Genomic DNA, 21,089 nt, shown 5'->3' with positions numbered 1-21,089 from the left:
CGGCTGTGATCTTTACCCTCGGTGCCGGCTTGGGGCGTTTGTCGCGCGCCTCTTTGAGGGCCTGGGAGATTTCAGGATTGCACGTTGGCATCCCTGCAATAGCGCACTCCCATAATCGCGCTCGGCCAGGGTCATCGAAGACGGTGTAAAGCCGTTGGCGCGAAACACCTAGGTACTGTGCTGCATCGCGGATAGTCCAACCTTTGGAGCGGAGGCGCTGGGCAAGCACTCCACCCCTGGGCATTCGGGCTAGGGTGGTCGCGGGGGGTAGCTGGGACATCACAGGCATGCGGGGCAGTCCGGTTTCATTCGATCCTTGCCTCACGTGGCAAGGCGCCCGATTCGCTCAGTGGCCAGCGCAACATGGCGCTGTAGTTCTGCAATGCACGGAGCAAAGCCAGCGCTCAGACCCGTTGCGTCTTGAAGGCGTCTAACGAATTCTTGCGCCAAGGGCAGAGCCTGGTGCCAAGTACGGGCGCTCACCTGATCTCCAATGGTTAGATCCAGACTTCGCAACGGTAGGTCACCTCCCGCCGTTGGCGCAAATGCCATTGGTGTCATATCGTAGGCGGGCGCAAGCTGGTACGGGCGGCCATGCTCAGTGATGCATGAGAGGTTTCCGCTGTGCATGTCGGTGTTGCCGATAAGCGAGCCAAAAGCCCAGAGCAAACATGCCCTGTCCATGGCCTGGGGCGCGATAACGCCCTCCCGCTCCAGCGCGCGAGCAATCTCAGGCCAACGTCCGCCGCAGCCAACGAACTCAGCATCCAACGCCGCGAATGACAGCAGTCCACGCCGGCCCTGGGCGCCAATCCGGTCAAAGCGGTGCACTTCGAGGAACCTTTGCATGCCATGGTCCCAGATAGAGGAGGGCGCAGCATCGACGCCCCCCTCTCGGAGCACCTGAAGAGCGAGGTGCTCGGCCCAGAGAAGATCGCGCCAACGTGCGCTCACAGGGCTGTCCAGCGTGGAAGTGAACTTTACGAGCACATGCACAGCTGGAGCCCCCTCTGGTTGCACGTAGGCCGTGAACTTGGGCTGCTCACCCGCAGCTGAGGAGCCGACCACCTCACCGCGTGCAGCCGATGCGGCCAGCGCGACGTACGCCTGCAACCTTTGGTTCGAATCGATGGGTAAAGGCTGAGGGGCGTTCACGAAATCGTCGCGCGCTGCAGAGCCAATGAGGAGGTTGCCTGGCAGATCCGACCCTTGGTAAAGGAGGGCGCGCAGCGCATGCGTGTCTCCCCAATCGCTGAGCCTCTCTGGGAGGCCGAGGCGTGACCCGTGGCGCTGGCTGTAAGCACGCCCAAGGTAGCCCTGGGGGCGCATGTCATATATCCACCACGGCAGCCCATCGCTGTGAAGCCGCTTGCCATCGGTTTGGATCATCACGAAGCCTTCGGGGCACACCGGGACCAGTGTGCCCAGCAACTCAACCGTGCCCTGCGCAGTGACACGGTGGACGGGAGCCACCAGATCCACACGCGAGGTATCCCGAAGCGCATATTGAATAGATCTTCCAGCACCAATCTGCACGATTTCTTCGCCCAGGATCTTGAGTGCGCGCGAGACAGTTGGCTGACTTACCCCCAGCTTTTCCATCAAGCTTTGTGTCCTGTTTGGACCATGGCGGAGCGCATCTCGAATCTGGTGGGCAAGGAGCTGAGCTGCGGGTTGCATGATTCGGAGGATACATCAAAAGCATTGATCTATGAATACATAGATGAATAGTAAAAACTCTGCTCTAGGGAAACAACACCCAGTAGCTGGACTTGTGATGCGCTGGCCGGATGCGCATCCACAAGGTTGGTCCTTGTGAAATATTCCATACGTTCCATCACATAGGGAATATTTGCGTTATCATTCGTCCATTCCAACTCAGAGGAGCCACCCCATGTTCACCAAGCAAGCGATGGAAGCGGAACTCTCGGCCTTCATAGGCGCGTACCTTCAGTCGGTTGAGCGGATCTTTGATCTGGGAGGCACTCCCAAGCCAACGGAGTTAGCCCCGCGTGACCAACGGCTTGTCCGGGTGTGCGGTGAGCTTTACGACTTCGCCTTCAAGGGGTTACTCCCCTTAACGAATGAGCTTCAGAGGTTGAGTGAGGAGTCAATGATCGACGGCTACCTGGCGGACATTGAACTCTTCCTCCTGAGTTTGGAGCGGCCCAACCTCTACCAGAAGCTTTTCTGGGAAGAGGACGACGTACGCCCACCCACGTTGGCTGCGAAAACCGTCCAGGCAGCGGTAGCCCGGTATGTGCTGTACGGGGGAGAGAGGTACACCACGCCCGAGGAACTCGGAGAGAGTGGGACAAGCCTGAGCTTTCAAGACCTGGCACTTCTTGCAGATATGGATGAGAAAAGCGTGCGCAACGCTGCAAACCCCAAAGGTAGGGAGCATCTGGTCACCCAGGTCAGCGGCCGGCGCACGTGGATCTCCCGTATGGATGCGTACACCTGGCTGAAGAAACGACGGGGGTTTGTTCCAACCCAGGGCGTGCAGTTTCGTGAGACCGATGAATAACGCAACAGGACGAGGAAAAAAATGACCACACCCTTTGAAGCGGCAACTGACATTTTCGAAGCTGCCCATCCCATCTTGAAGATCCACGGCTTTGGCGGTAGCCGGTGGTGCCGCGATGTCGCTAGTGGATCTCGCATTGGGCCTTGGCTGGAGGCCAGCTACTCAATCCTGGATGAAAAGGCCTGGAAGTCGAAAGGCCCCTGCTTGTATCTCGTTCGCGGCGATGACAAGCGCATTCGGTATGTAGGAATTTCAAGGAACGGGGTGAAACACCGCTGGCGTCTATCCCCGGCGCTGGACGCGGAAACGAAGCGCCCCTTGGCGAAGCGTCAGCTCTTTCACAGCCAATGCTGGAAGCACATGGAGCTGGAGTACCAGAATGCCCCCGGCGTCCAGTTCGAAGTCCGGTTCATTGGTGGCGAGAGCCTGGCGCGGGTTCTTTCTAAAACAGAAGGACCGTTGCGGGGATTTCTGCCCCTGGCAGACGATCATGAAGGGCTCACGTCTGCCGTTGAGCGGTGGCTGTGCAACAACAAGTCCAAAGATCTGGTGAGCTGGAATAGTGCGATGACAGGAAAAGGGAAGTAGTACGGATTTTGGTTGTCAAGTGTGTACCTCTTTGCCCGGTGTGCGAACACCGGGCTTTTTTTCGTTCGCGTAACGTGATCATTCGTCACAACTAAGTTTGCAGGTTCATTCAGAACGTGCCGCCGAGCCTCGCCTGCAAGCCCGCTAAGGGCAAGCAAGTGTCAAGCAATTGGACACGCTTTTGGGCGGTGCGGACCTAGATCGAAGCGATGACCTCGCTAAGCCTTTGATTTTCATTGAGTTTTGTATTTTCCCGTCGCCAAGCCGGGGTTGGCATGCAGCTCCAGTTTTTGGTTGCTCGGACAACCAGACCGCATTTTCGAAATTGATCGCGCAGAAAGTTATGATAAGACAAGTTATCATAAAAACCATGGGAAAAACGTTATAGGCGTAACGTTACCCGTAAGGGTTACGGCAAGCGTAACCGCAGTACAATCGGGTCAGTTTCACCGCATGTGGAGTCCTCATGACTGGAAAGCTAGAAAAGCACACTCTTGTAGACGCTGGAATCCAGGCGACGCTAAGGGCGCGAATGCCGATTGAGGCGCCGCGCAAGGAAAAGACGCGTCTTGCGGCTTCACTGCTGTTCTTTGAACACGGGATCTATCCCTCAGCCAAGGTCGTGCTGGCGTACACCCAGCAAGGGTCGCTCACGGACATCAACCGCGACTTGCATGAGTTCTGGCAGGAGTTACGAGACAAGGCCCGCGTGCGCCTCGATGCCCCATATCTCCCACAGGAACTGCAAGATGGATTCGCAGACGCATTGGGCCGGATGTGGGAACTGTCGGTCACCAATGCTCGGGCCTGTTTTGAAGCGGAACGCCTGGACGCCCAGAATGAAGTGGCCAGAGCGCAGCGCTCTCAAATCGAGGCCGAGCGGATGGCCAGCGAAATGTCATCACGACTGCAGTTACTGGATGCAGAGATGCATCAGGAGCGGGAGCGACGTGAAATTGCTGAGAAACTGCTGGAGGGCCAGAGGGTAGAGATCCTGGCACTTAAAGAGGCGTTGCTGAAATGGCAGGATCAAGCCGAAACAGAAGCCAAGGCACGGCAAGAAGCAGAAGTACGGTTTTCTCGCGATCTCGAATCTGAGCGGTTGCTGCGCCAAAGCGATGCCCAGAGATTTGAGGGGGAGATCAAGTTTTCCAAGTTGCAAATCGATTCAGCCCGCACGGCCGAGAGAGAGATTCGAGAGCAGCTGAAGGCGTTGGCCGAGAGTAAGGACATTGAACTCTCTACCTATCGCCAGCGGGCGAACAACGCCATGGAGACGGTTGCAAATATTCAACTTGAGTTAGCAGAGGTTCGAGGTCTTAACCGTGGCCTGGAACGCCAGCTTGCGAGTATGAAGTCACACGAAGATCGGAGTGCAACGTCCCCCCTACCCCAGAAGACTCGAAGACCAAAGCCTCTTAGTGCGCGAGCTTTGACTGTCAAGAAGCGTCGTCTCGGGTAGAAAGGCAAAGCTCGCACCAGGTGGGTGCGAAATAGTTTGCCGTTGTTGCAGAAAGAATGAATGTGCTTCAAGCCTCACGGGGTTAGCACCGAGGCATCCTTTTAAATCATGTGCTTATGGGCACCTGGCACTTTGTTCGCTGCTCGTTACTGATGCTCTCTGAAGATCGGGGGAACCTTGAGACGAGGTATCTAAAGCACATTTGAGTTTCTTGCGAGAACCTAATTCTTGTGTTTTAATTAACTCGATAGATCAAACATTCATGAAGGGCAAAGCAAATGAGCACCACCTACCAGCAACTGTTGGAACAGCGCGAAGCACTTGATCGACAAATCAAGGAAATGCGCAATGCGCAGCGCGCGGAAGTCATCGAGCGCATCCGTCAGGACGTTGCGAATTTCGAACTCACCGAGCGCGATGTTTTCGGCAGTGCTACTCGTTCTGGCGCCCGCAAGGGCGGCACTGTCGCGGCCAAGTACCGCAATCCTGAAACGGGTGAAACGTGGACCGGCCGTGGTAAGGCACCGAAGTGGATCAGCGACAAGGATCGCACCCAGTACCTGATTCCTTAATTGGATTCGGGCACCACAAAGAAGCGACTTCCAGTCGCTTTTTTTTATGGTCAAGAGAGGGAGTGGTGCTGGTCTGTATGGTCCAATGAGCCGGCATGTGGCATGATTAGAGGACGTAGGCGTAGCCTTCGTGCGCCTTATGGCGCCCCTTAAAACCCTTGCAGGGCCCCACCCTGTAAGGTGGCCTTGCTTCAGTATGGAAAGAAATATGCAAGGTCAATCTATTGGATCTCTGGAATTCTTCTACTCCACAATGCAAGGAGGGAAAAGTACGGCACTCTTGCAGTACCGTTACAACCTCCTGGCGATTGGGAAGACCGTTCGTGTTATGACAAGCGCAAGCGATGATCGCTTTGGCACAGGACGCATTACTTCCCGAATGGGCGTCTTTTGTGATGCGGAGGTTTTCTCCGAGAACACGGTCTTTAAGCGCACCGCGTTTGAAGGCGTGGACGAATTGTTCATCGATGAGGCGCAATTCCTCACGCCAACCCAAGTGCGCCAGCTCCATCAGGATCTGCGTGCGAAGGGTGGCATGCGAGTTTCTTGCTTCGGTTTGCGCACAGACTTTCAAGGGAACCCGTTTCCTGGCGCTGCGATGTTGTTGGCCCTGGCCGACGACCTTCACGCCATCAGCACTCTTTGCCGATGCGGGGAGAAAGCGACGATGAACCTACGCATCGAAGCAGACGGCAAACCCGTCCGAATGGGCGATGTGCTGGAAATCGGCGGCGACACGCGCTACAAACCAGTCTGCCCCCGTTGCTTCTATTGAAGGCGCTGGCACGCACCCGTGCTGGTGCATAAAAAGGAAAGGCCACTCCCCTCTATGGGGCGTGGCCTTTTTCTTTGGGGGTTGTTGGTGGTTGAGGCGTTTAGCTTTTGGGCCAGCAGTTGGCGCACAAATGGAGTGGCATGTAGACGGGCTCATTTCCACAGATGCAGGGTTCCCACAGCTGCCCGGTCTTGAGGGGTGGCGTTGGTAGTGTTGTCCCAGCCTGGGGCTTTTGTGAGGTTTGCTCAGGCAAGCTCTTGGACTCGGCCTCCAGGGCAGTTTTCCGGTGGCGTGCGAGAGCTATCTGAACGACGGTTTCTGGGCTGTACTCAGGAAAACCAAAATCGCCAAAGTCCACACCATACGAGCTTGTGATTTCCTGATCACTGAAAGCAGCAACGCCGGCTTTTGCGCACGCGGACTCGTAACCAGTCCTGGTGTTGCACTCGCCCTTGAGGTGGCTTGCAACACTCATGCGACGCTCGGCATCGGCTGAAAATCTCATCCAGCCGACCGCACATGGCCACTGCCTCTGCGATTTTGGGAGCCAGGCCGTCGATAAGTGCCTGGATTTCAGCCCCCGTGCGCAGCGGGGCGCAATTCTGGTAGGGCAAGACAGGAAGCACGAGATTGCGAGCACGGCCGGCAGCGCCATACGCACTTATGAAGTAGTGGGTAACACAGACATCCGAGCCGTCAGGGCCGTAAGTCCATGACTCGCCCAACGACACTGTGACGTGAGGATGGGCATCAATTGATTCCCCCGTGTCGGAGACGAACGAGACGGCCCTGCCCGTGGCTACGAGCAGTACAGGTATCGACCCTTGTGCCAAGACCCGTGGAGCGATAAGTCCCTGACTGGTGGTTTTGCCTTTCAGGTTCCATTTCATGCTCGTCAACCCCTGGTTGGTTATTTGGCACGTGCCCAGTTTTCGCATCCAGGGCACGAGCGGCCCAAGGGGGCTTTCAAAGAATCATTCGCATCAATTTTAAGATAAAGTTTCCCAATCACACTCTGGATTACCAGATTGCCATCCTCCTCAGTTGCATGGTAAACAGATACAGCAGGCTCACCTCGGAAGATCATTCTGTCAGTAATAGTGAAGGTTTTTCCGTTGGAATCTTTCACTATTTCCAACGTAGTTTTTGGATTGTATCCATTAATCCATTTACCCACGAACTTATCGCCGTCCGAGCCGGAACAGGCGGAAAGGGTAATGACTGCGATGGCCGTGAAAATGTGTTTGATGCTCAACATACTTGATTTCTCTGTGGTTTGCTTATGTAGTTGATGATCTCACGAAAACGGGTCTTGTCAATGTCTAGGACGCGATGCCAGATCCCGAGAGTTTGGCCTTTTTATCGAATGATCGGTGCTGGTTTCTAGCGGATTAATCTGATGGGTTTTATTCATTGATCTGATCTTGCGGTGATCCCAGCCATCTTGCATCACCGCCATGATGATATTTGCAGCTGCTGCGATTTCTTCTCCAAAGTACCTGCTGGTCAGGCCGTCCTCGATTCGATCTTCGAGCTGATCAAAGAAAGCCTTGCCAATAGTGCAAGTCACTTCCTGAAGCTGTTTAAGACCCTCGTCTTTTAGAAACACGCCGAACGTAACCGCACATAATTCTTTCTGTTTCGGGGGAAGATCAAGACTTTTATCCTCGATCAGTATTTGGTAAGCGGGTCCGATCAAACCGTTTCCAAGCCCGAAATTGACAATATTCCTTGCAAAGAATTCAGGCGTTGAAATGTCCTGCGGCATCGCCGAAGTTGTCGGTGCCTCAGGCGCCTTCCACGGGGTGATGCACTTGTTGTCTGCGAAGTGTTTGCTTTGCTCAAATTCAAGCGGCAAGATGCTGCTTATAAGGGCCAGGGGGTGAGCAATACGGGCCTTCAGAGCATAGGGCTTGAGTGCACCCAGGTCCAGTTGTGAGTATTGCTCTTGAATGAACGCTTCGATGTGAGAGCTGTCGAGCTGGCTCAGGTGCTGGACGTTCTTGGCGCTCATGAATGAACAAAACGTCTGCCAATTGCGGGCACGATTCGCGTTACTCTGGCTCAAGACATCAGACCCAGCCTTGTCGCTTCGTAGCTTGATGATTCGCTGACCGACGATCAGCATCGAGGAGCCAAGGTAGTAATTCTGCCGCGCGTCCTCGCGCACATGTGGGGCCTTGAGGGACGATTTGGAAACTGGGACTGTGGTCTTGTGCGCCTCAGCTACAGCAATGGATGAGATGGGTATTTGTGCTGGATGAGGCACCCGTGCCACCTCTTCGGTGGTGAACGGTTGCTCAACGTGCTTCCAGTGCTCACCACGCAGGCGTGCAAGGCCGTCATTCACCATGTTCAATGCGAATACACCAACCTCTACCGGCAAGGGGTCAACCTTGTCGTCAGCCCGGTCCAGAAGCCAAAGGGCGAAAGCCGTGATGTCCTCGTGCGTCAGCTGGTCTGTCGTCTCGTATGGGCACCACTTCATGAAGGCGCTCCAGGCCTTTTTGTATGTCGAAATCCAGGAGTGAGCCAGTTCACCGCGATAACAATGCGCGTAGATCTCCGCTCCAAGGCTACGCATGGTGCTGGCCGCCCCAGAATTGATCACAGCCATGCAGCGCCCGAGCCATTGCATCTTCTGGGACTGGTAGTGGGCATCGAATTCTGAAAGTGCCGGCTCTTCTGGGAGAGTCCATTTCAGAGACACGTTCCCATCGGGTTGATAACCCATAGGGTTCCATTGAAGCAAGGGGAGCACAGAAAACACGTTGTTGATCGTAAAGAGCAACTCCTTTTTGTGTTTAATGGCTTGGTCGTTGTCCCTGGCAGTAGCGTCAATCTTCTTGTAAATCTGTTTGATCGCCCAGATAATGAGTTCTGATTCGAGTTTGCCGGCTGTAATGACGCCACGCTTAGAAAGCAAAGCCGCAAACTCTTGCCACTGCTTGCGCATCCTTGATTGCACGGTGGGGGCGATAGACCACACGTGACAGCGCATTTGGATCATGGCGTAGCCGAGGTGAAACAAGCCACAGTCCAGGCCATACCCCTTGCAGAAGCGTTCTTTAATTGTTTGGCTATCTCTTTTTTCAGTCATCTAGAATATTTGCACGTTATCGCTATTGCCATATTCTATAGATAAAGCTGTAGCGCGCAATTTTTAATTCGGAAAAGTGATATCCCAGAAAACACAAAGCCCCGTCAGCTTCTGGGCTGATGGGGCTTGTGGTTTATGGTGGGTTTCATTATCCAAATATTGGTTTGAATATGGGTGGAGTGCACCCCGGAGTTACCGAATCAAATCAAACCAGCTTCTTCCGCAGCATTCATGAATGGTTTCATGAATTCCTGTGCAAGTTCCTCAGGTGCGGGCTGGCGACCCTTCTCGGAGCAAAAATACTCGGGTGACAATTCAATCCAAAGTCGCTTCATCAAGCAGAATTTGGTTTTCTTGCCATCCGAGTTGTTGCGCGTCAAAAGCACGGTGAATTCACCGCAGCCTCTGGTGTTAGTGCGCTGGCTCGTTCCGTAGGCAACAAGTACCTTTCGGCGCCCATTGTTTTCATCAAAGCCCAGGATTAGGCCTGGCCTGAACTTCGGGCCAGGTTGCATGATGGTTTCCGTTTCCGGGAACCACACACGCACCACTGCCCCTATCGGGGCAGAAAGATTAGACATGCTACTCTCCCTGCCCCGTTTGGGGCTCTATGGTTTCTTGATCAAGCCGCGATCCTGAAAGAATTCACGCAAACTTGCTGGGCGAGACACCTGGGGCTCCACGTTGCCATGGGTTCCTAGGTAGCCTGCGATTGCCCTCTTGATGAGCATTTCCGGCGTGATCCCCTCCTCCATTGCCTTGCTTTTCACAAGGTCAGGAATCGTGGATTCAGCATCGAAATTGACGATGAATTGCATGCGCGCCCTTCCCTTCCACTGCCCTCTTGCGAGGGTCGTTTTCAGGGTTGATCGTACAAGCATCATCTTCATGCGCAAGGCATGCTCCCTCGGGGCCATCTTCTTGAAATGGCTCACGATGGTTCCTTAAAAGAGGCTTGTGCTGTGCACAGCCGATGGGTTGATATGGAGAGCAGGCTTTGGTTGCGGCTTTTCCCAAAGACGACCAGCCCTACTCCATCATCAAAACGAAGCCCGCGCCTTGCGGGCGCGGTCCGTTTTGTCCCGTCCTTGGTTAGGACGCCAGCATCCAAATGCCCCGCTCGGGTGAGCTGAACATGCCAGAGCTGTTGAGGACTTGCCGGATCTTCGCCTGCCAATTGGGGTTCATGGATAGCTTTTCGGGAGCTGCCCTCGAAACCTCCTGGTAGATGTCATCCAGCTTCGCCCTTCCGCCCAGTCGTTGCATAACGAGGCCAACGATGGACTTCCACGTCCCTGTCAGTCGCGCGTACTGCTCCTTTGCAATGGTGCCCAGCAGCACCAGAACGGGCGTGGACTTCTTGCGCCAGAGGAGGACATATTCGTGAATCACACGAGGCAAAGTCAGTTTGGAATAACTGCGCGAGTCGGACACACAGTTGTGCTGTTGCTTGATGATTACGGCGGCCAGTTCATCACTCGGCAGGCGCGAAATCATTTCAGCCTGATAGGAGCAATAGACGCCGTTCTTCCGATAATCACCTATGATGGTTCCGTAAAAGCCCTGCGGCTTGGTTGCATCACGCTGATTCAGTAAGACCAGTTGCATCTTCTCGTGAAATTCCTCATTGGAACTGCACCGAGAAAGATCAGCAGGATCGGGCTTGGAACCCCAGACCTCGCCGCTATAGGTAATCATCGAGCCGTACGGTGGGTGGGAAAGGCACAAATCCACCTGCTGGCCCACAGCCAAGAGAATGGAATCACTCACGGCGTTGAAGCCCTGGTGAAGATCCAGCCCCCAGGCCTCAATACCCATCTCGCGAGCAACTTCTACCGAGGTGCCCGAGCCGACCATAGGATCGACAAAGGTAGCCGGCTTCAGCTGCTCAAACAGGTCGCGGTATACGAATCCCGAACAATTACCGCGCCACTTTGAATCTCCCCAGTGGCCGCGATTCGGATAAGAAATAATGCTTTGCATTTTGGTTGCTCCAGTTGGATGGGCAACCACCCTGCGGGAGTTGCCCGAAGGGTTGATGAGGGATGGCACAGAGGCCATGACTGCAGAAGCAGATAGGCCTATTCTGCACGAAAGAGCCTCGCTGGGCCAGAGGATCGGCAAGTGTGGACCTATTGCGGAAAATTCCTGCCCACGCGGGCCACGGACTGCTGCGGCATGTGCTACCGCGTCATCTCCATCTCAAGTATCTTGTCCATGATGATTCCAATGCCCTTCTCCACCTTTTCATGCGGGTAGGAGGTGGGCACATCGATGAGGAGGGTCAACATGTACCAGGTCTTCCCGTTGTACTTGGTGCTGGCCATGTCCAAGCAATCACTGAAATTCCTCGTGTAGAAGTCGAGCTGGTCCTGGCCAATGAGAAGTGTCTGGAAACGGGGATAGCTCGTGTGCAGGAGCATGGGAACCGACCTCGTGCCCTTCTCCACTGGGACACACCATGAAAAGTCGCTCACATCGGTGCTATCGGGATCGCCGCTCAGATTGATCCCTTGCGCGAGGTAGCGCATCAGCGCCGCCACCGGCTTAGGGACAGGCAGATCGCTCGTTTCGTGGGCGCGCAGGAATTCCGGTTCCATGCCTATCAACGGAGCGAATTGCTCCACCGAGGCATTCATTGCCCTGCGGAAGTGGAGATAGTCCTGGGAAGAGAATTGGTCGCTCATAGCGGGCTGAAACTGAAGAAGTGGCTCAGAAGTGAGAGGGCCGTGAATGCTGCTGCAATGCCCAGAAAATTGATGGCCAGCCAGTTGAAAAAGCTCCTCCAAGGAGTAAGCAAGGGGGCGGGCGGTGGGCGCTTTTCTTTCCGGATTTCACCGGCCTTCTGGCCCGCCCTGATCAAGTGGAGATTGTGAATCATCGCCAGCTGCCGACTGTACGTCGCGAATCTCTCAGGGTCTTCGAACTGCTCACGAGCCACATCCAGTTCGATGGCGGTGAAGCCTTGGCGCACGTCCAGAATTTGTAGGCCGCCGATGTACTCGGCTGGCGAGAGCTTTGTGATCACCGCGTTGCGTTGGTATTCATCTGCAGGTAAGAGCAGTGCCACCGTCACCACACGGTGAAACGCATGAGGATCTGCATCAGGCAGCATCGCGCGAATGCAATCTTCGGCGGAACTGGTGTCGTGTGCTTGAATTTGTTCTTCGTTCATAGAAGCACTCTCCCACACTTCGACAGTTGTGCAACTCGCCATTACGACGGACTCTGTGGCCTATACAGAAACGGGACGCTAGAGTTTTCCTTTTATGGAGGTGAAATGGACATTGCTTTGACACAACGTGCTGCAAGCGCGGTTCCTGATCCCAGCGGTGTTAAGCCGCCGAAGCGCAATTTCACGCTTAAGCAGGCCCTGATCGCGGGTTTCCTGCTGGGAAGTCTCTACACGGTAGTTGCAGGTGTCGTCGCGCACCAGATGGCGGCTGATGGTGCGTGCCTGGCCAGTCAGTACCGCTGATCCTTTCGGCCAAAAAAAAACCCGCCACGGCTTCCATGCCAAGGCGGGTTTTTTGTTTCATGCGATCTCGTTTTGGATCGCTACCATCTCGCTGGCCCGTTCAAAGGCTTCTTCGATGGTGGTTGCCGTGAAGGGCGTGTGCACTCCCCTGATGTAGTCCACCAAGACGAATTGCTCGCTGGAGTCAGGTTCCTTGCGTTGAACGACGTAGCCCAGGGCGAGAATTCGTTGTAGGCCCGCAAGCGCCTTGGTTGTGCTCGTGTTGCCAACAATTGCCCAGGATGAAGTGAACGCCTGTGCAGCTAGCACCCTTGCAGATCCCGCTTCGAAAAGTACCTCGTGCTTCACGATGGTGCCATCTGCCAGCTGAACCAGTCGGCTCCAGAGTCTTTCTGTCCCGGAACTATCCGCTGCAGACGATTTCGCGACTGGGTAAGGAAAGTCGTGCGCCTTGAAGTAGACCTCTGCGTGGAGTTCGCGCATTTGGTGAATATTCATGGTTGCTCCAAAGAAAAAGGCAACACCTTGCGGGGAGTTGCCTTTGGGTTGAGATGCGCCTAGATGGCGCTGGGGTCAGTCGGTAGGGCCCTCGATCCGCAGGAGATCGTAAAACCCAATGCGATTTTTCCCATCGTAGTTGGCCTGAGCTTTCTCGACTGCTACCTTGAGGGTTTCAATGAGATCAGCGCCGGCCTGCTTGGGTGTGATGCGAACGTTGTTCACATAGCCATCGTCGCCAATGGGGTGCGCATGCTTGAGCATGCGCCTGACTTTGGCAATGTACTGCTCTGGCAACAATGATCCCGAGGAACCAAAGTTTCCGAAGAACAACCCTCCTCGATCAAATCCACTGGATACAGTAATAGCATCAGCAATGATCATGAGCGCAGAGCCCACGGATTGGATGTACCAGCTCCTCGCACGTTTTCCAGAGTGGGTGTAGCAGTTGCTATCACCAGCCAGGGAAATCAGCATGAAGTGGTCGTTATTTCCACCGTGGACCTCCGCAGGGAGTTTGGCGGCGAATTCCTTGTAAATGCAGCTGCTCGACACGTGGCATCCCCTTAGAACAATGACATGGTTTCGCCAAACACCGAGGGTGCCGTGACGATTTCAATCAGGCTAATGTCCGTTCCCAGCATTGCGGGTTCTGACTCGGCCATGGGTTGAAGCGATACCCTCTTTGGTGTGCCAGACCAAAAGCAGGTTGCGACCAGGTAATTATTGAAGTTGATGACTGGAATGGTTGCTTTAAGCAGATCACCTTGACTCTCCAGCGAACAGGTTGCCTTGTCGAAGGTGTAGCCGAAGTAATCGTCCGCGAGCAGTTTTTCCAGTTCGTCTGGTTTGACATCCATCTCCACGATCAAACGCGAATCTGCCATCTTGGTCACGTCGGTCAGCTCCACCTGCCGCCAGCTTCCGATGTACGTTTCAGCGTTCATCTTCTTGCCTTTGACAGTTCGCAAACCGATTTCTGCTTCGAAGGCTGCACCGCTGCAATAACCGTAGAGGTCATGATCAGAGAATGTGCCCCGTGCGTTCGTCTTGATGAGTGTCCAGGTCGGATCTCCACCAGATTCCAGGAGAGCGAAGTCAAAGGTTGTCCTTTGGGCTTCGTTCACCATGTAGCCTTGTTTGACGTTCGTAGGGTCAATGGCTTTGAAGCCAATGCGCATGCGACGAAGCTCGTTAACAGCGTTCATCTTTGCTCCTGAGGTAAGGAGCCACACGCGCCCTCAGAGGGCACGATAGGCCCCTGAGGGTTGAATAACCCACCGGCTTGCGCCGTTGGTTTGAAGTTGTTGCTCAGTATTCGCTGGGCAACAGAATGGTCGTAGCAGAGCGGTCTGCTTCGGTGATCACGTAGATGACCTGGTTGGAGGCAACTTCGTATCGGGAAAAAACGCGCGTGCCGTTTTCGATGGCGCGCATGTTCGCTTCGTGGTCTTCATCACACATCTGGCCTTTGAGTTGCCCCACGTGCATGTGGATGTAGTCAAGGGGTTGTTTTCCCAGACTGCCCAGCAGTTCCGCAGCGCCATTGGTCATGACGCAGCGGCCGGGATGGAATAGGATTTTCATGAGACTCTTTCAAGAGAACGAGCCCACGACCGTCAGGTCTTTGGACCCGAGGGTTGATGTACCAGTCAGACTGGATAAGGGAGTGACACGCGATCACGACAAGCCATTGCGGCAAGTCCCTAGAAGTCTAGCGTGACAGCATAAGTGCGTCAAGATTGGGCCGAAAAAAAGCCCCCGTGAGGGGGCAAAGTCGGAGGTGAATCGTGAGTGCTGGATCTTGATCAGGAGGCGTTGGACTGCGGCTCTTCTTGCGAATGGTCCGGGTCGGTATCGCCGGTACTGGACAGATCCAGTGGCAGAGTCTTGTCGTCGGAGGGGCTGTCGCCGGCATCGGTCGAACTTTCAGTGCCCTGCGCGGCTTTCTTGCCCGCCCCACCCTTCTTCGCAGCCGGTTTCGTGCCCTTCTTCGCGGTTTCTGCGCTCTTTTCGGCCTTGGGAGCCGAATCCTTGGTGATTTGGCTGATCAGGGATTCGATCTGTTCCTTGATTTCGTCGTTCAGAAGTACGTAGGCCTCGGAATCACGCAGGCCGACGATGACGGCGTGCATGGAGGTGGCGTGCTTCTTGAGGGACTTCTCCATCATGTTCTGGGGCAGGTGCTTGGCAGTAGCCTTCGTCTTGCCTTGCTTGGTGGCGTTCTCCACTGCCGCTTCCAGCGTAGCCACCGGGTTTTCAATGTTGCCGCTGCGTACCACTTCAATTGCCATGGCGGCGGGAACCGTACCCTTGCGAACCATCTCGCGCACCTTGGTGGGTGCAGAGGCCAGGGCCAGCAGTTGGTGCACGTATTCGGGCGAGCAGCTGAGGTTTTCTGCCACTTGCACAACGGTGCGGCCGGAGATCATCTGGCGCTGAGCGAGGAGCGCTTTTTCCAGGGGGGTGAACTCGCGTCCCTTGTTCGAAGGGGCCAGCTGCAGCATGATTTGCTCGATGCTGGTGCCTTCGGGGGCCAGGCGCACAGGGATCTCATCAATTTCGGCGCCGCGTTCCTTGGCCAACATGGCAGCGCGGAAACGGCTTTCGCCATCGGCGATGTAGATGACGTTGTTCTTGCCCATCTTGGACACGAAGCCATAGATCGGCTTGTGCGCCCAGTAGCCCTGCTCCAGCATCACCGAAGCGAGGTACTCGATGTGAGCCTCCCATTCTTCGGAAGGCAGGCGCGGATTCAGGCCGGGGTAGATGCGCAGCTTGCTCAGTTCGACCATCAGAGTGCCGGTGTCGCGGTTGCTGATGACACTGGTGCTGAGGTCTTTCATCTTCAGCATCCGGATCTCGTCATCACTGAAGTCAACGATCTGCTTGACGCGATCCGATTCGAGAGCCGCAATCTCGGATTCGGTTACGCGAACGGCGTTGTTGTCACGCTCTTCCTGCACATACACGTTTGGTACGGATTGATTATCTTGGCTCATTTACTTCTCCGACTGGTTTGTTTGGGGTTGTTGATGTGCTTAGTAAAACACAATCATTGACTGACGCAAGTCCCCTTTAATTGATTCTCTGCTGCTGGCGTTACGCACTCATGCGTAGGCGGGAAGGGTGCAATTCTTGCCTTCTATTTCGGTGTCTGAATTGAACAAGCATAGTAGGCGTTTAGGAATGTTGGATTCAGCTGAAGGCTGTTTGATTCCCCAGACCATTTGAAGGGTCAAACTGCCCTCATTTACTTCGTGTATCAAGCCCCAATCGTTGTCAATTTTTCGCTCTTGGCTCTTCACGGAAAAGTGGAAGAACTTGGCAATTCGCTTGGATTCGAGGTAGTCACAGGCCTGGGCAATTGTTTTGCCTGGGTACATTCTCAGGAAGTTTTCTCGCTCATTCAGGCCTGCTTCAACAAAGGACATACCCTGTTCAGTAATCGTGTAGCGAGTGGCCTTGCTATGTGTTCCGGGCACGTGGGCAAGTAGGCCCTGTTTCTTCGCGTTGATCGCGTGGTAGAGGATCTGGCGGAGCCGGTGCGCTCCGACGTTGCGCAGCGTTGCGTCATCGGGCGTGGCCCCGTCGTTCATCGGAGATCCAGGGAAGAAAACGCGCTCGCGCAGCTGCTTGCCGCCGATTTCGTCGCCGCAGACGTAGAGCATCAACACCGAGAACATGTTGATGTGACTTCCCCAGTTGAGCCCCTCGTAATAGGCCGTGATCTGTTCCCTAACCATTGAGCACCCCAAGTTTGTGAGTGCTGCAATAGTCGGCGGTATCAACGCCGCGACCGATACTACCAAATGACCGTTTTGGTCAATGGGAACCCCAGTTCTTGCTCTTTGCCGCCAAATTCTCGTGGCGAAGTGGTTTGGATTGTTCCGTCACAACGGGAGCATGAGTTCGAACCGCTCCTCGTCTTGCAGGATGACCCCTTCGCTCTGCATCACGCAACGCCGGCTCGTGTCCCTGGCGACAGCCTCTTCAAGGGTCCGCATCTGCTCAGGGGTAATGGGCACGCTGGACCGCAAACCGTTGGGTAGGAACCAGCCCGCGCACGTGAGCAATGGCATGCCCTGCATGAGCTGGCCGTTGGCCTCAACACCTGTGATGTAGACGCGAAGATCTAGGTCGGCATTGTCTTTTGACAAGTGACTTTGAAGCACCTTTGCTGCTCGCACCAAATGGCTCTGCGGTGAGGTCAGCTGACCATTGAGCATGGCAAGGTGCTTCTTGCGCTCGCGTGACATCGCAGGGACACTGCCAAGGTAGGCGCTTGTGATGTCCAGTCGCGAATGCCCCAACGCCTCTGTAACGACAGCCCTAGCCTTTTGGTCGGTGTCCTTCTCAGGAACCTTGTCGCCCACGACCGGGGGCTTATCACCCGAGACTTGTTCGTAGAGCAGCGCTGCGTACTCGTGCCGCAAGCCGTGGGTTGTCACACCCATCTTCTTCATATTCACTCCCGCCACACGCAGGTAGTGGTAAAAGCTATTCACGGCCCGAGTGACCTTCCAGCCCCTCGGCCTCAACACGCCCGATGAGCTGGCCATGGCGTGCGCCTTGCTGATTACCTGGCGCTGGTACTCCGTTGTGTAAGGCACCGTTCGACCGCGACCGCCCTTGGAGCCCAGGATCACCAGTAGATAGTCTCCCCTGTCCGAGTCGGCCGGCTTGAGCGAAGCGGCCTCAAGCACTCGCAAGCCGAAGGCCATGCAGAGTTCCAAATAAAGGCCAGCATAGGCATTCAGTCCCGTCACCTTATCGATGACTGCCTGAATGTCCACGCCATTTTCAGACCACGCTTTGGACTTTGTTGCTATCCGGGTGCGGCGTGTCACCTTCTTGCTGGAAACCAGCTCGCTTGCGCTTTTCTGCGGCAAGGGGTTGTCGATCCACTCATACATGCGCTTGATGCACGAGAAATAGGTGGTCAGGGTGGATGCGCTGGTGTCCTTGGCCTCCCATTGCTCGAACACAATCTTCAGGTGCCGATGGGTGAGCTGCGTCAGGTTGTTGATCTTGATGCCGACATCCGAGAGCGTATTGATCAGGGCGAAGATGGCGTAGACATATTTCTTTGTCGTTGCCGAGGAAACCGAGCGCTTGCGACCTTTGCTAGCCGGAATGCGGTAGTAAGAGAAGAAGAAACTGATCTGCCCCGCGATATTGTTGGGGAGTTCGCGCACCGCGCGCTCAACCAGGGCCCGGCCATCTTCGACTTCGAGCATTGCCGGTTTCTTGCCGATCTTTGCGGGTGATTTTCTTTTGTCTTGCATTGCCTCCGAGTTCACCGCCAAACAGCATGATTCGCAACAGCCTCAAACGCAACGCATCACTGACGCGCAAATGAGAAAGCCCGCATGACGCGGGCTGGAGAAAGAGTAGTGCAGGCTACGCGCTTGATATTACTGGACCTCGACGCGCTTGATGCCGAGCTTCTGGATGGCGCCGGATTCAGACAGGGCCTGCCAGGGGTTGATGGTCACCACCTTGGTATTCCAGTTGGGGTTGTCCCAGAGCTTGCGGGCCTCGTAGGGCATGTGGCCAGCAACGTAGGCCTTGGTCACGCTGGTGGGAATGAAGGGCGCCTTGAAATCGCTCGTGCAGGGGTTGTAGCGCTGGGTCTTGATCGACCTGTACTTGCCCTGGCAAGCCATGATGCGCGTCTTCTGCCCGTAGTTCTGGTAGTCCACGAAGGTTTCCCAGTCGTACTCGTCGTAATCGACTGCAAAGCGGGTCAGGTCTGCGTTGAATGCCACCCGTTCCTGGCGCACATTGGCGATTTTGGGCTTGACCTTGGAGATGCTGACAAGGCGGTACTGATTGCCGCCCGGTTCTTTTTCCAGCAGGACATAGGTGAGATTCACCGTATCGGTCTCGGGCAACACAGGGTCAGAGAAGCTCACCTTTTCGTTGTTGGGGTTGACATGGTGAAAACCACCTGCACAGCCGGCGAGGATGAATGCAGCAAGGAAGGGAAGGCTTTTTTTGATCATGACGATGGTCAGGGAGTGGATGGGGAAAAGCTACTGTTGCACAGGTGACCGCCCTGTCAAGGCGGTGATGAGCGGGGGTTCTACTGGGCTGTGGCCAGGGTGTAGACGAGGTAGATCAAGAGCAGGGCAAGACCGATGCGGATCATTGATTTGATGATTGCGGAAACCACCACGACCCCCAAAAACAAGACCAGGCCAGCCAGGAGCTGGCCTTCGGATACCCCAGTAGAAATGGATAGGCTGTGCAGCGCTTGCAGGCCCGAATCCAGAAAGCCACTGCTCATTTTGTAGAGGGCTCGCCGCCCTGTATCAGGGGGTGTTGGCCTTTCATGCGGGAAATCGCCGGATCTGTGCAGCCGGATTCCGAGTCAGACGACACGGCCGCAGTCCAGCGGCAGGCGAACTCGTCAGCAAGGCTGTGGAATTCAGGCTTGAACAACAGGTATGCGCCGCCGAGGGCAATGCCATAGATGGCGAAACGCAGGATCTCCAACCTGGGGTTAAGTTTGGATTTCTTCGAAAACTTGAAGATTGCATGAATCACGGGCGGCCTCTCTGGCGCCATCATGCGGCCCTCAATCAGGTGCGCAACAGGGACTGTCGAATCCGCCCTCTCAGCTGATGGCGAGCTGCTCGCGCCCATTGACGGGCCGATGAATAGATTCCCCTTGGGCAGCATGAATTCCTGAGCTTGTCAGAAATTTTGTGTGTGAGGCATAGCATGTCGACAAGGAGCATGAATGCCACGCAAGACCAAACCCACCGCTTTGGCGGACCAGGCGGCACAGCCGCAATTTCACATCCCGGCCGAGCTGCTTGACCAGTTGGTGACCGGGCCCATGACGCCGGGCCAAGTCCAAGGGCTGTTCGATCAGTTCAAGAAGTCAATTCTTGAGCGGGCGCTGGGCGCCGAGATGAGTCATCACCTAGGCTATGCGCCCGGCCAAGCCAAGCCCACAGGCGGATCAGCCAACCACCGCAACGGCAAGAGCACCAAGACCGTACTGACCGATGTGGGGGCGCTGCGCATCGATGTCCCACGCGATCGCGAAGGCAGCTTCGAGCCGCAGCTCATTGGCAAGCACGAGCGGCGCTTTACGGGTTTCGACGACAAGATCATCGCCATGTACGCACGCGGCATGACGGTGCGCGAGATCCAGGGTTTCCTGGCTGAGATGTACTCGGTGGACGTCTCGCCCGAGCTCATCAGCCGTGTCACCGATGAGGTGATGGGCGAGGTCACGGCCTGGCAGACACGGCCGCTGGAGGCGATGTACCCGGTGGTGTTCTTCGATGCGCTGCGGGTCAAGATTCGCGAGGATGCGGTGGTGCGCTCCAAGGCCGTCTACCTGGCGCTGGGCGTACTGCCTGACGGCTCGCGCGACATCCTGGGAATCTGGATCGAGAACACCGAGGGGGCGAAGTTCTGGATGAAGGTCTTCAACGATCTGAAGACGCGCGGGGTGCAGGACATCCTGATTGCCGTCACCGACGGCCTCAAGGGCATGCCAGAGGCGCTGGGCGCAGTGTTCCCGGCGACGACGCTGCAGACCTGCATCGTGCACCTGATCCGGGGTGGCCTGGACTTTGCGTCATGGAAAGACCGCAAGGCGCTGGCCGCAGCCATCAAACCCATCTACACCGCGGTGAGCGCCGAGGCGGCCGAGGCCGAGTTGGATGCGTTTGCGGCCGGCCCCTGGGGGCAGCGGTTCCCGACCGTGGTCAGCGCCTGGCGCCGGGCCTGGGACAAGGTCATCCCGTTCTTCGCCTTCCCGCCCGAGGTGCGGCGCGTGATCTACACCACCAACGCCATCGAGAGCGTGAACGCACGGCTGCGCAAGATCATCAAAACGCGCGGCCACTTCCCCAGCGACGAGGCGGCCACCAAGCTGATCTGGCTGGCGCTGCGCAACATCACCGCGGACTGGGGGCGGGCGGCCAACCACTGGAAATCAGCGATGAACCAATTTGCGATCCTCTACGAGGACCGATTTACCAGATCGGGCCAGTAAGATCACCAAGCCGCCTCACGATTGAGTGACGGATTCAACAGCCTCACACACAGAAATCCTGACACTCCC

General features: G+C 55.7%; 25 protein-coding genes. 7 read left to right on the top strand and 18 right to left on the bottom strand.

Annotated features, from left to right (window positions below):
• Positions 1–321: 321 nt before the first annotated feature.
• On the bottom strand, positions 322–1,680 hold the full coding sequence (yjjJ, locus tag BV908_RS08600) for a type II toxin-antitoxin system HipA family toxin YjjJ (RefSeq protein WP_103737835.1): 1,359 nt from the start codon (positions 1,678–1,680) through the stop codon (positions 322–324).
• 214 nt (positions 1,681–1,894) lie between these two features.
• Between yjjJ and BV908_RS08595 the strand changes: the two genes are divergently transcribed.
• The 5 genes from BV908_RS08595 to BV908_RS08575 all read left to right on the top strand — a co-directional run bounded on the left by BV908_RS08595 (position 1,895) and on the right by BV908_RS08575 (position 5,924).
• Complete coding sequence (locus BV908_RS08595) at positions 1,895–2,527, top strand: hypothetical protein (protein ID WP_103737834.1); 633 nt, start codon at positions 1,895–1,897, stop codon at positions 2,525–2,527.
• 21 nt (positions 2,528–2,548) lie between these two features.
• On the top strand, positions 2,549–3,115 hold the full coding sequence (locus BV908_RS08590; RefSeq protein ID WP_103737833.1) for a hypothetical protein: 567 nt from the start codon (positions 2,549–2,551) through the stop codon (positions 3,113–3,115).
• Between the two features lie 466 nt (positions 3,116–3,581).
• A complete protein-coding gene (locus BV908_RS08585; protein ID WP_103737832.1) occupies positions 3,582–4,577 on the top strand; it encodes a DNA-binding protein in 996 nt (331 codons plus the stop codon).
• A 278-nt stretch (positions 4,578–4,855) separates the two neighbouring features.
• On the top strand, positions 4,856–5,149 hold the full coding sequence (locus BV908_RS08580; RefSeq protein WP_047350941.1) for an H-NS histone family protein: 294 nt from the start codon (positions 4,856–4,858) through the stop codon (positions 5,147–5,149).
• Positions 5,150–5,357: 208 nt separating this feature from the next.
• On the top strand, positions 5,358–5,924 hold the full coding sequence (locus BV908_RS08575) for a thymidine kinase (protein ID WP_052952273.1): 567 nt from the start codon (positions 5,358–5,360) through the stop codon (positions 5,922–5,924).
• A 910-nt stretch (positions 5,925–6,834) separates the two neighbouring features.
• Here BV908_RS08575 and BV908_RS22100 read toward each other — a convergent pair.
• The 7 genes from BV908_RS22100 to BV908_RS08550 form a co-directional block, all read right to left on the bottom strand.
• The gene (locus BV908_RS22100; RefSeq protein WP_146052220.1) at positions 6,835–7,182 is read right to left on the bottom strand and encodes a hypothetical protein; all 348 of its coding nucleotides are present in this window, start codon (positions 7,180–7,182) and stop codon (positions 6,835–6,837) included.
• Between the two features lie 57 nt (positions 7,183–7,239).
• Positions 7,240–9,024 (bottom strand): hypothetical protein, encoded by a 1,785-nt coding sequence (locus tag BV908_RS08570; protein ID WP_047350939.1) that lies wholly within the window; start codon positions 9,022–9,024, stop codon positions 7,240–7,242.
• A 200-nt stretch (positions 9,025–9,224) separates the two neighbouring features.
• Entirely contained in the window at positions 9,225–9,605 is a 381-nt protein-coding gene (locus tag BV908_RS22095; protein WP_146052219.1) for a CcdB protein, toxin of addiction system, read from the bottom strand.
• 27 nt (positions 9,606–9,632) lie between these two features.
• The gene (locus tag BV908_RS08565; protein WP_146052218.1) at positions 9,633–9,959 is read right to left on the bottom strand and encodes a hypothetical protein; all 327 of its coding nucleotides are present in this window, start codon (positions 9,957–9,959) and stop codon (positions 9,633–9,635) included.
• Between the two features lie 157 nt (positions 9,960–10,116).
• Positions 10,117–11,007, bottom strand: coding sequence for a hypothetical protein (locus BV908_RS08560; RefSeq protein WP_047350937.1), 891 nt, complete (start codon positions 11,005–11,007; stop codon positions 10,117–10,119).
• Positions 11,008–11,207: 200 nt separating this feature from the next.
• Entirely contained in the window at positions 11,208–11,711 is a 504-nt protein-coding gene (locus BV908_RS08555) for a hypothetical protein (protein ID WP_047350936.1), read from the bottom strand.
• Complete coding sequence (locus BV908_RS08550) at positions 11,708–12,199, bottom strand: hypothetical protein (RefSeq protein WP_146052217.1); 492 nt, start codon at positions 12,197–12,199, stop codon at positions 11,708–11,710. Before BV908_RS08550 ends, BV908_RS08555 begins: the two co-directional genes overlap by 4 nt.
• Before the next feature lie 105 nt (positions 12,200–12,304).
• On the opposite strand from BV908_RS08550, the gene BV908_RS08545 reads away from it, so the two are divergent.
• Entirely contained in the window at positions 12,305–12,502 is a 198-nt protein-coding gene (locus BV908_RS08545) for a hypothetical protein (RefSeq protein ID WP_047350934.1), read from the top strand.
• A 57-nt stretch (positions 12,503–12,559) separates the two neighbouring features.
• Here BV908_RS08545 and BV908_RS08540 read toward each other — a convergent pair whose 3' ends face one another.
• The 10 genes from BV908_RS08540 to BV908_RS08495 all read right to left on the bottom strand — a co-directional run bounded on the left by BV908_RS08540 (position 12,560) and on the right by BV908_RS08495 (position 19,687).
• Positions 12,560–13,000: a hypothetical protein gene (locus BV908_RS08540; RefSeq protein ID WP_146052216.1), complete on the bottom strand. Its 441-nt coding sequence runs from the start codon at positions 12,998–13,000 to the stop codon at positions 12,560–12,562.
• Between the two features lie 75 nt (positions 13,001–13,075).
• Complete coding sequence (locus tag BV908_RS08535; protein WP_047350932.1) at positions 13,076–13,555, bottom strand: hypothetical protein; 480 nt, start codon at positions 13,553–13,555, stop codon at positions 13,076–13,078.
• Positions 13,556–13,566: 11 nt separating this feature from the next.
• Positions 13,567–14,208 carry a hypothetical protein gene (locus BV908_RS08530; protein WP_146052214.1) on the bottom strand — a complete coding sequence of 214 codons (642 nt, stop codon included), beginning with the start codon at positions 14,206–14,208 and terminating at the stop codon, positions 13,567–13,569.
• 103 nt (positions 14,209–14,311) lie between these two features.
• On the bottom strand, positions 14,312–14,587 hold the full coding sequence (locus BV908_RS22725; protein ID WP_047350930.1) for a hypothetical protein: 276 nt from the start codon (positions 14,585–14,587) through the stop codon (positions 14,312–14,314).
• 221 nt (positions 14,588–14,808) lie between these two features.
• Positions 14,809–16,002, bottom strand: coding sequence for a ParB/RepB/Spo0J family partition protein (locus BV908_RS08520; protein WP_146052213.1), 1,194 nt, complete (start codon positions 16,000–16,002; stop codon positions 14,809–14,811).
• 108 nt (positions 16,003–16,110) lie between these two features.
• Positions 16,111–16,746 carry a hypothetical protein gene (locus tag BV908_RS08515; protein ID WP_103737830.1) on the bottom strand — a complete coding sequence of 212 codons (636 nt, stop codon included), beginning with the start codon at positions 16,744–16,746 and terminating at the stop codon, positions 16,111–16,113.
• Between the two features lie 147 nt (positions 16,747–16,893).
• The gene (locus tag BV908_RS08510) at positions 16,894–18,288 is read right to left on the bottom strand and encodes a tyrosine-type recombinase/integrase (RefSeq protein WP_103737829.1); all 1,395 of its coding nucleotides are present in this window, start codon (positions 18,286–18,288) and stop codon (positions 16,894–16,896) included.
• A 129-nt stretch (positions 18,289–18,417) separates the two neighbouring features.
• Positions 18,418–19,008 (bottom strand): hypothetical protein, encoded by a 591-nt coding sequence (locus BV908_RS08505; protein WP_103737828.1) that lies wholly within the window; start codon positions 19,006–19,008, stop codon positions 18,418–18,420.
• Between the two features lie 80 nt (positions 19,009–19,088).
• Positions 19,089–19,292, bottom strand: coding sequence for a hypothetical protein (locus tag BV908_RS08500; RefSeq protein ID WP_103737827.1), 204 nt, complete (start codon positions 19,290–19,292; stop codon positions 19,089–19,091).
• Positions 19,289–19,687: a hypothetical protein gene (locus BV908_RS08495; RefSeq protein ID WP_146052211.1), complete on the bottom strand. Its 399-nt coding sequence runs from the start codon at positions 19,685–19,687 to the stop codon at positions 19,289–19,291. The genes BV908_RS08500 and BV908_RS08495 overlap by 4 nt, the downstream gene beginning before the upstream one ends.
• 61 nt (positions 19,688–19,748) lie before the next feature.
• Between BV908_RS08495 and BV908_RS08490 the strand changes: the two genes are divergently transcribed.
• Positions 19,749–21,020 carry an IS256 family transposase gene (locus tag BV908_RS08490; RefSeq protein ID WP_047350851.1) on the top strand — a complete coding sequence of 424 codons (1,272 nt, stop codon included), beginning with the start codon at positions 19,749–19,751 and terminating at the stop codon, positions 21,018–21,020.
• Positions 21,021–21,089 lie beyond the last annotated feature (69 nt).

It is taken from the genome of Diaphorobacter sp. LR2014-1, assembly GCF_002916785.1.
Lineage (GTDB): Bacteria > Pseudomonadota > Gammaproteobacteria > Burkholderiales > Burkholderiaceae_C > Diaphorobacter > Diaphorobacter nitroreducens.
Note: the sequence above shows the minus strand (reverse complement) of the source record. Positions and strands in the feature narration are given on the sequence as shown.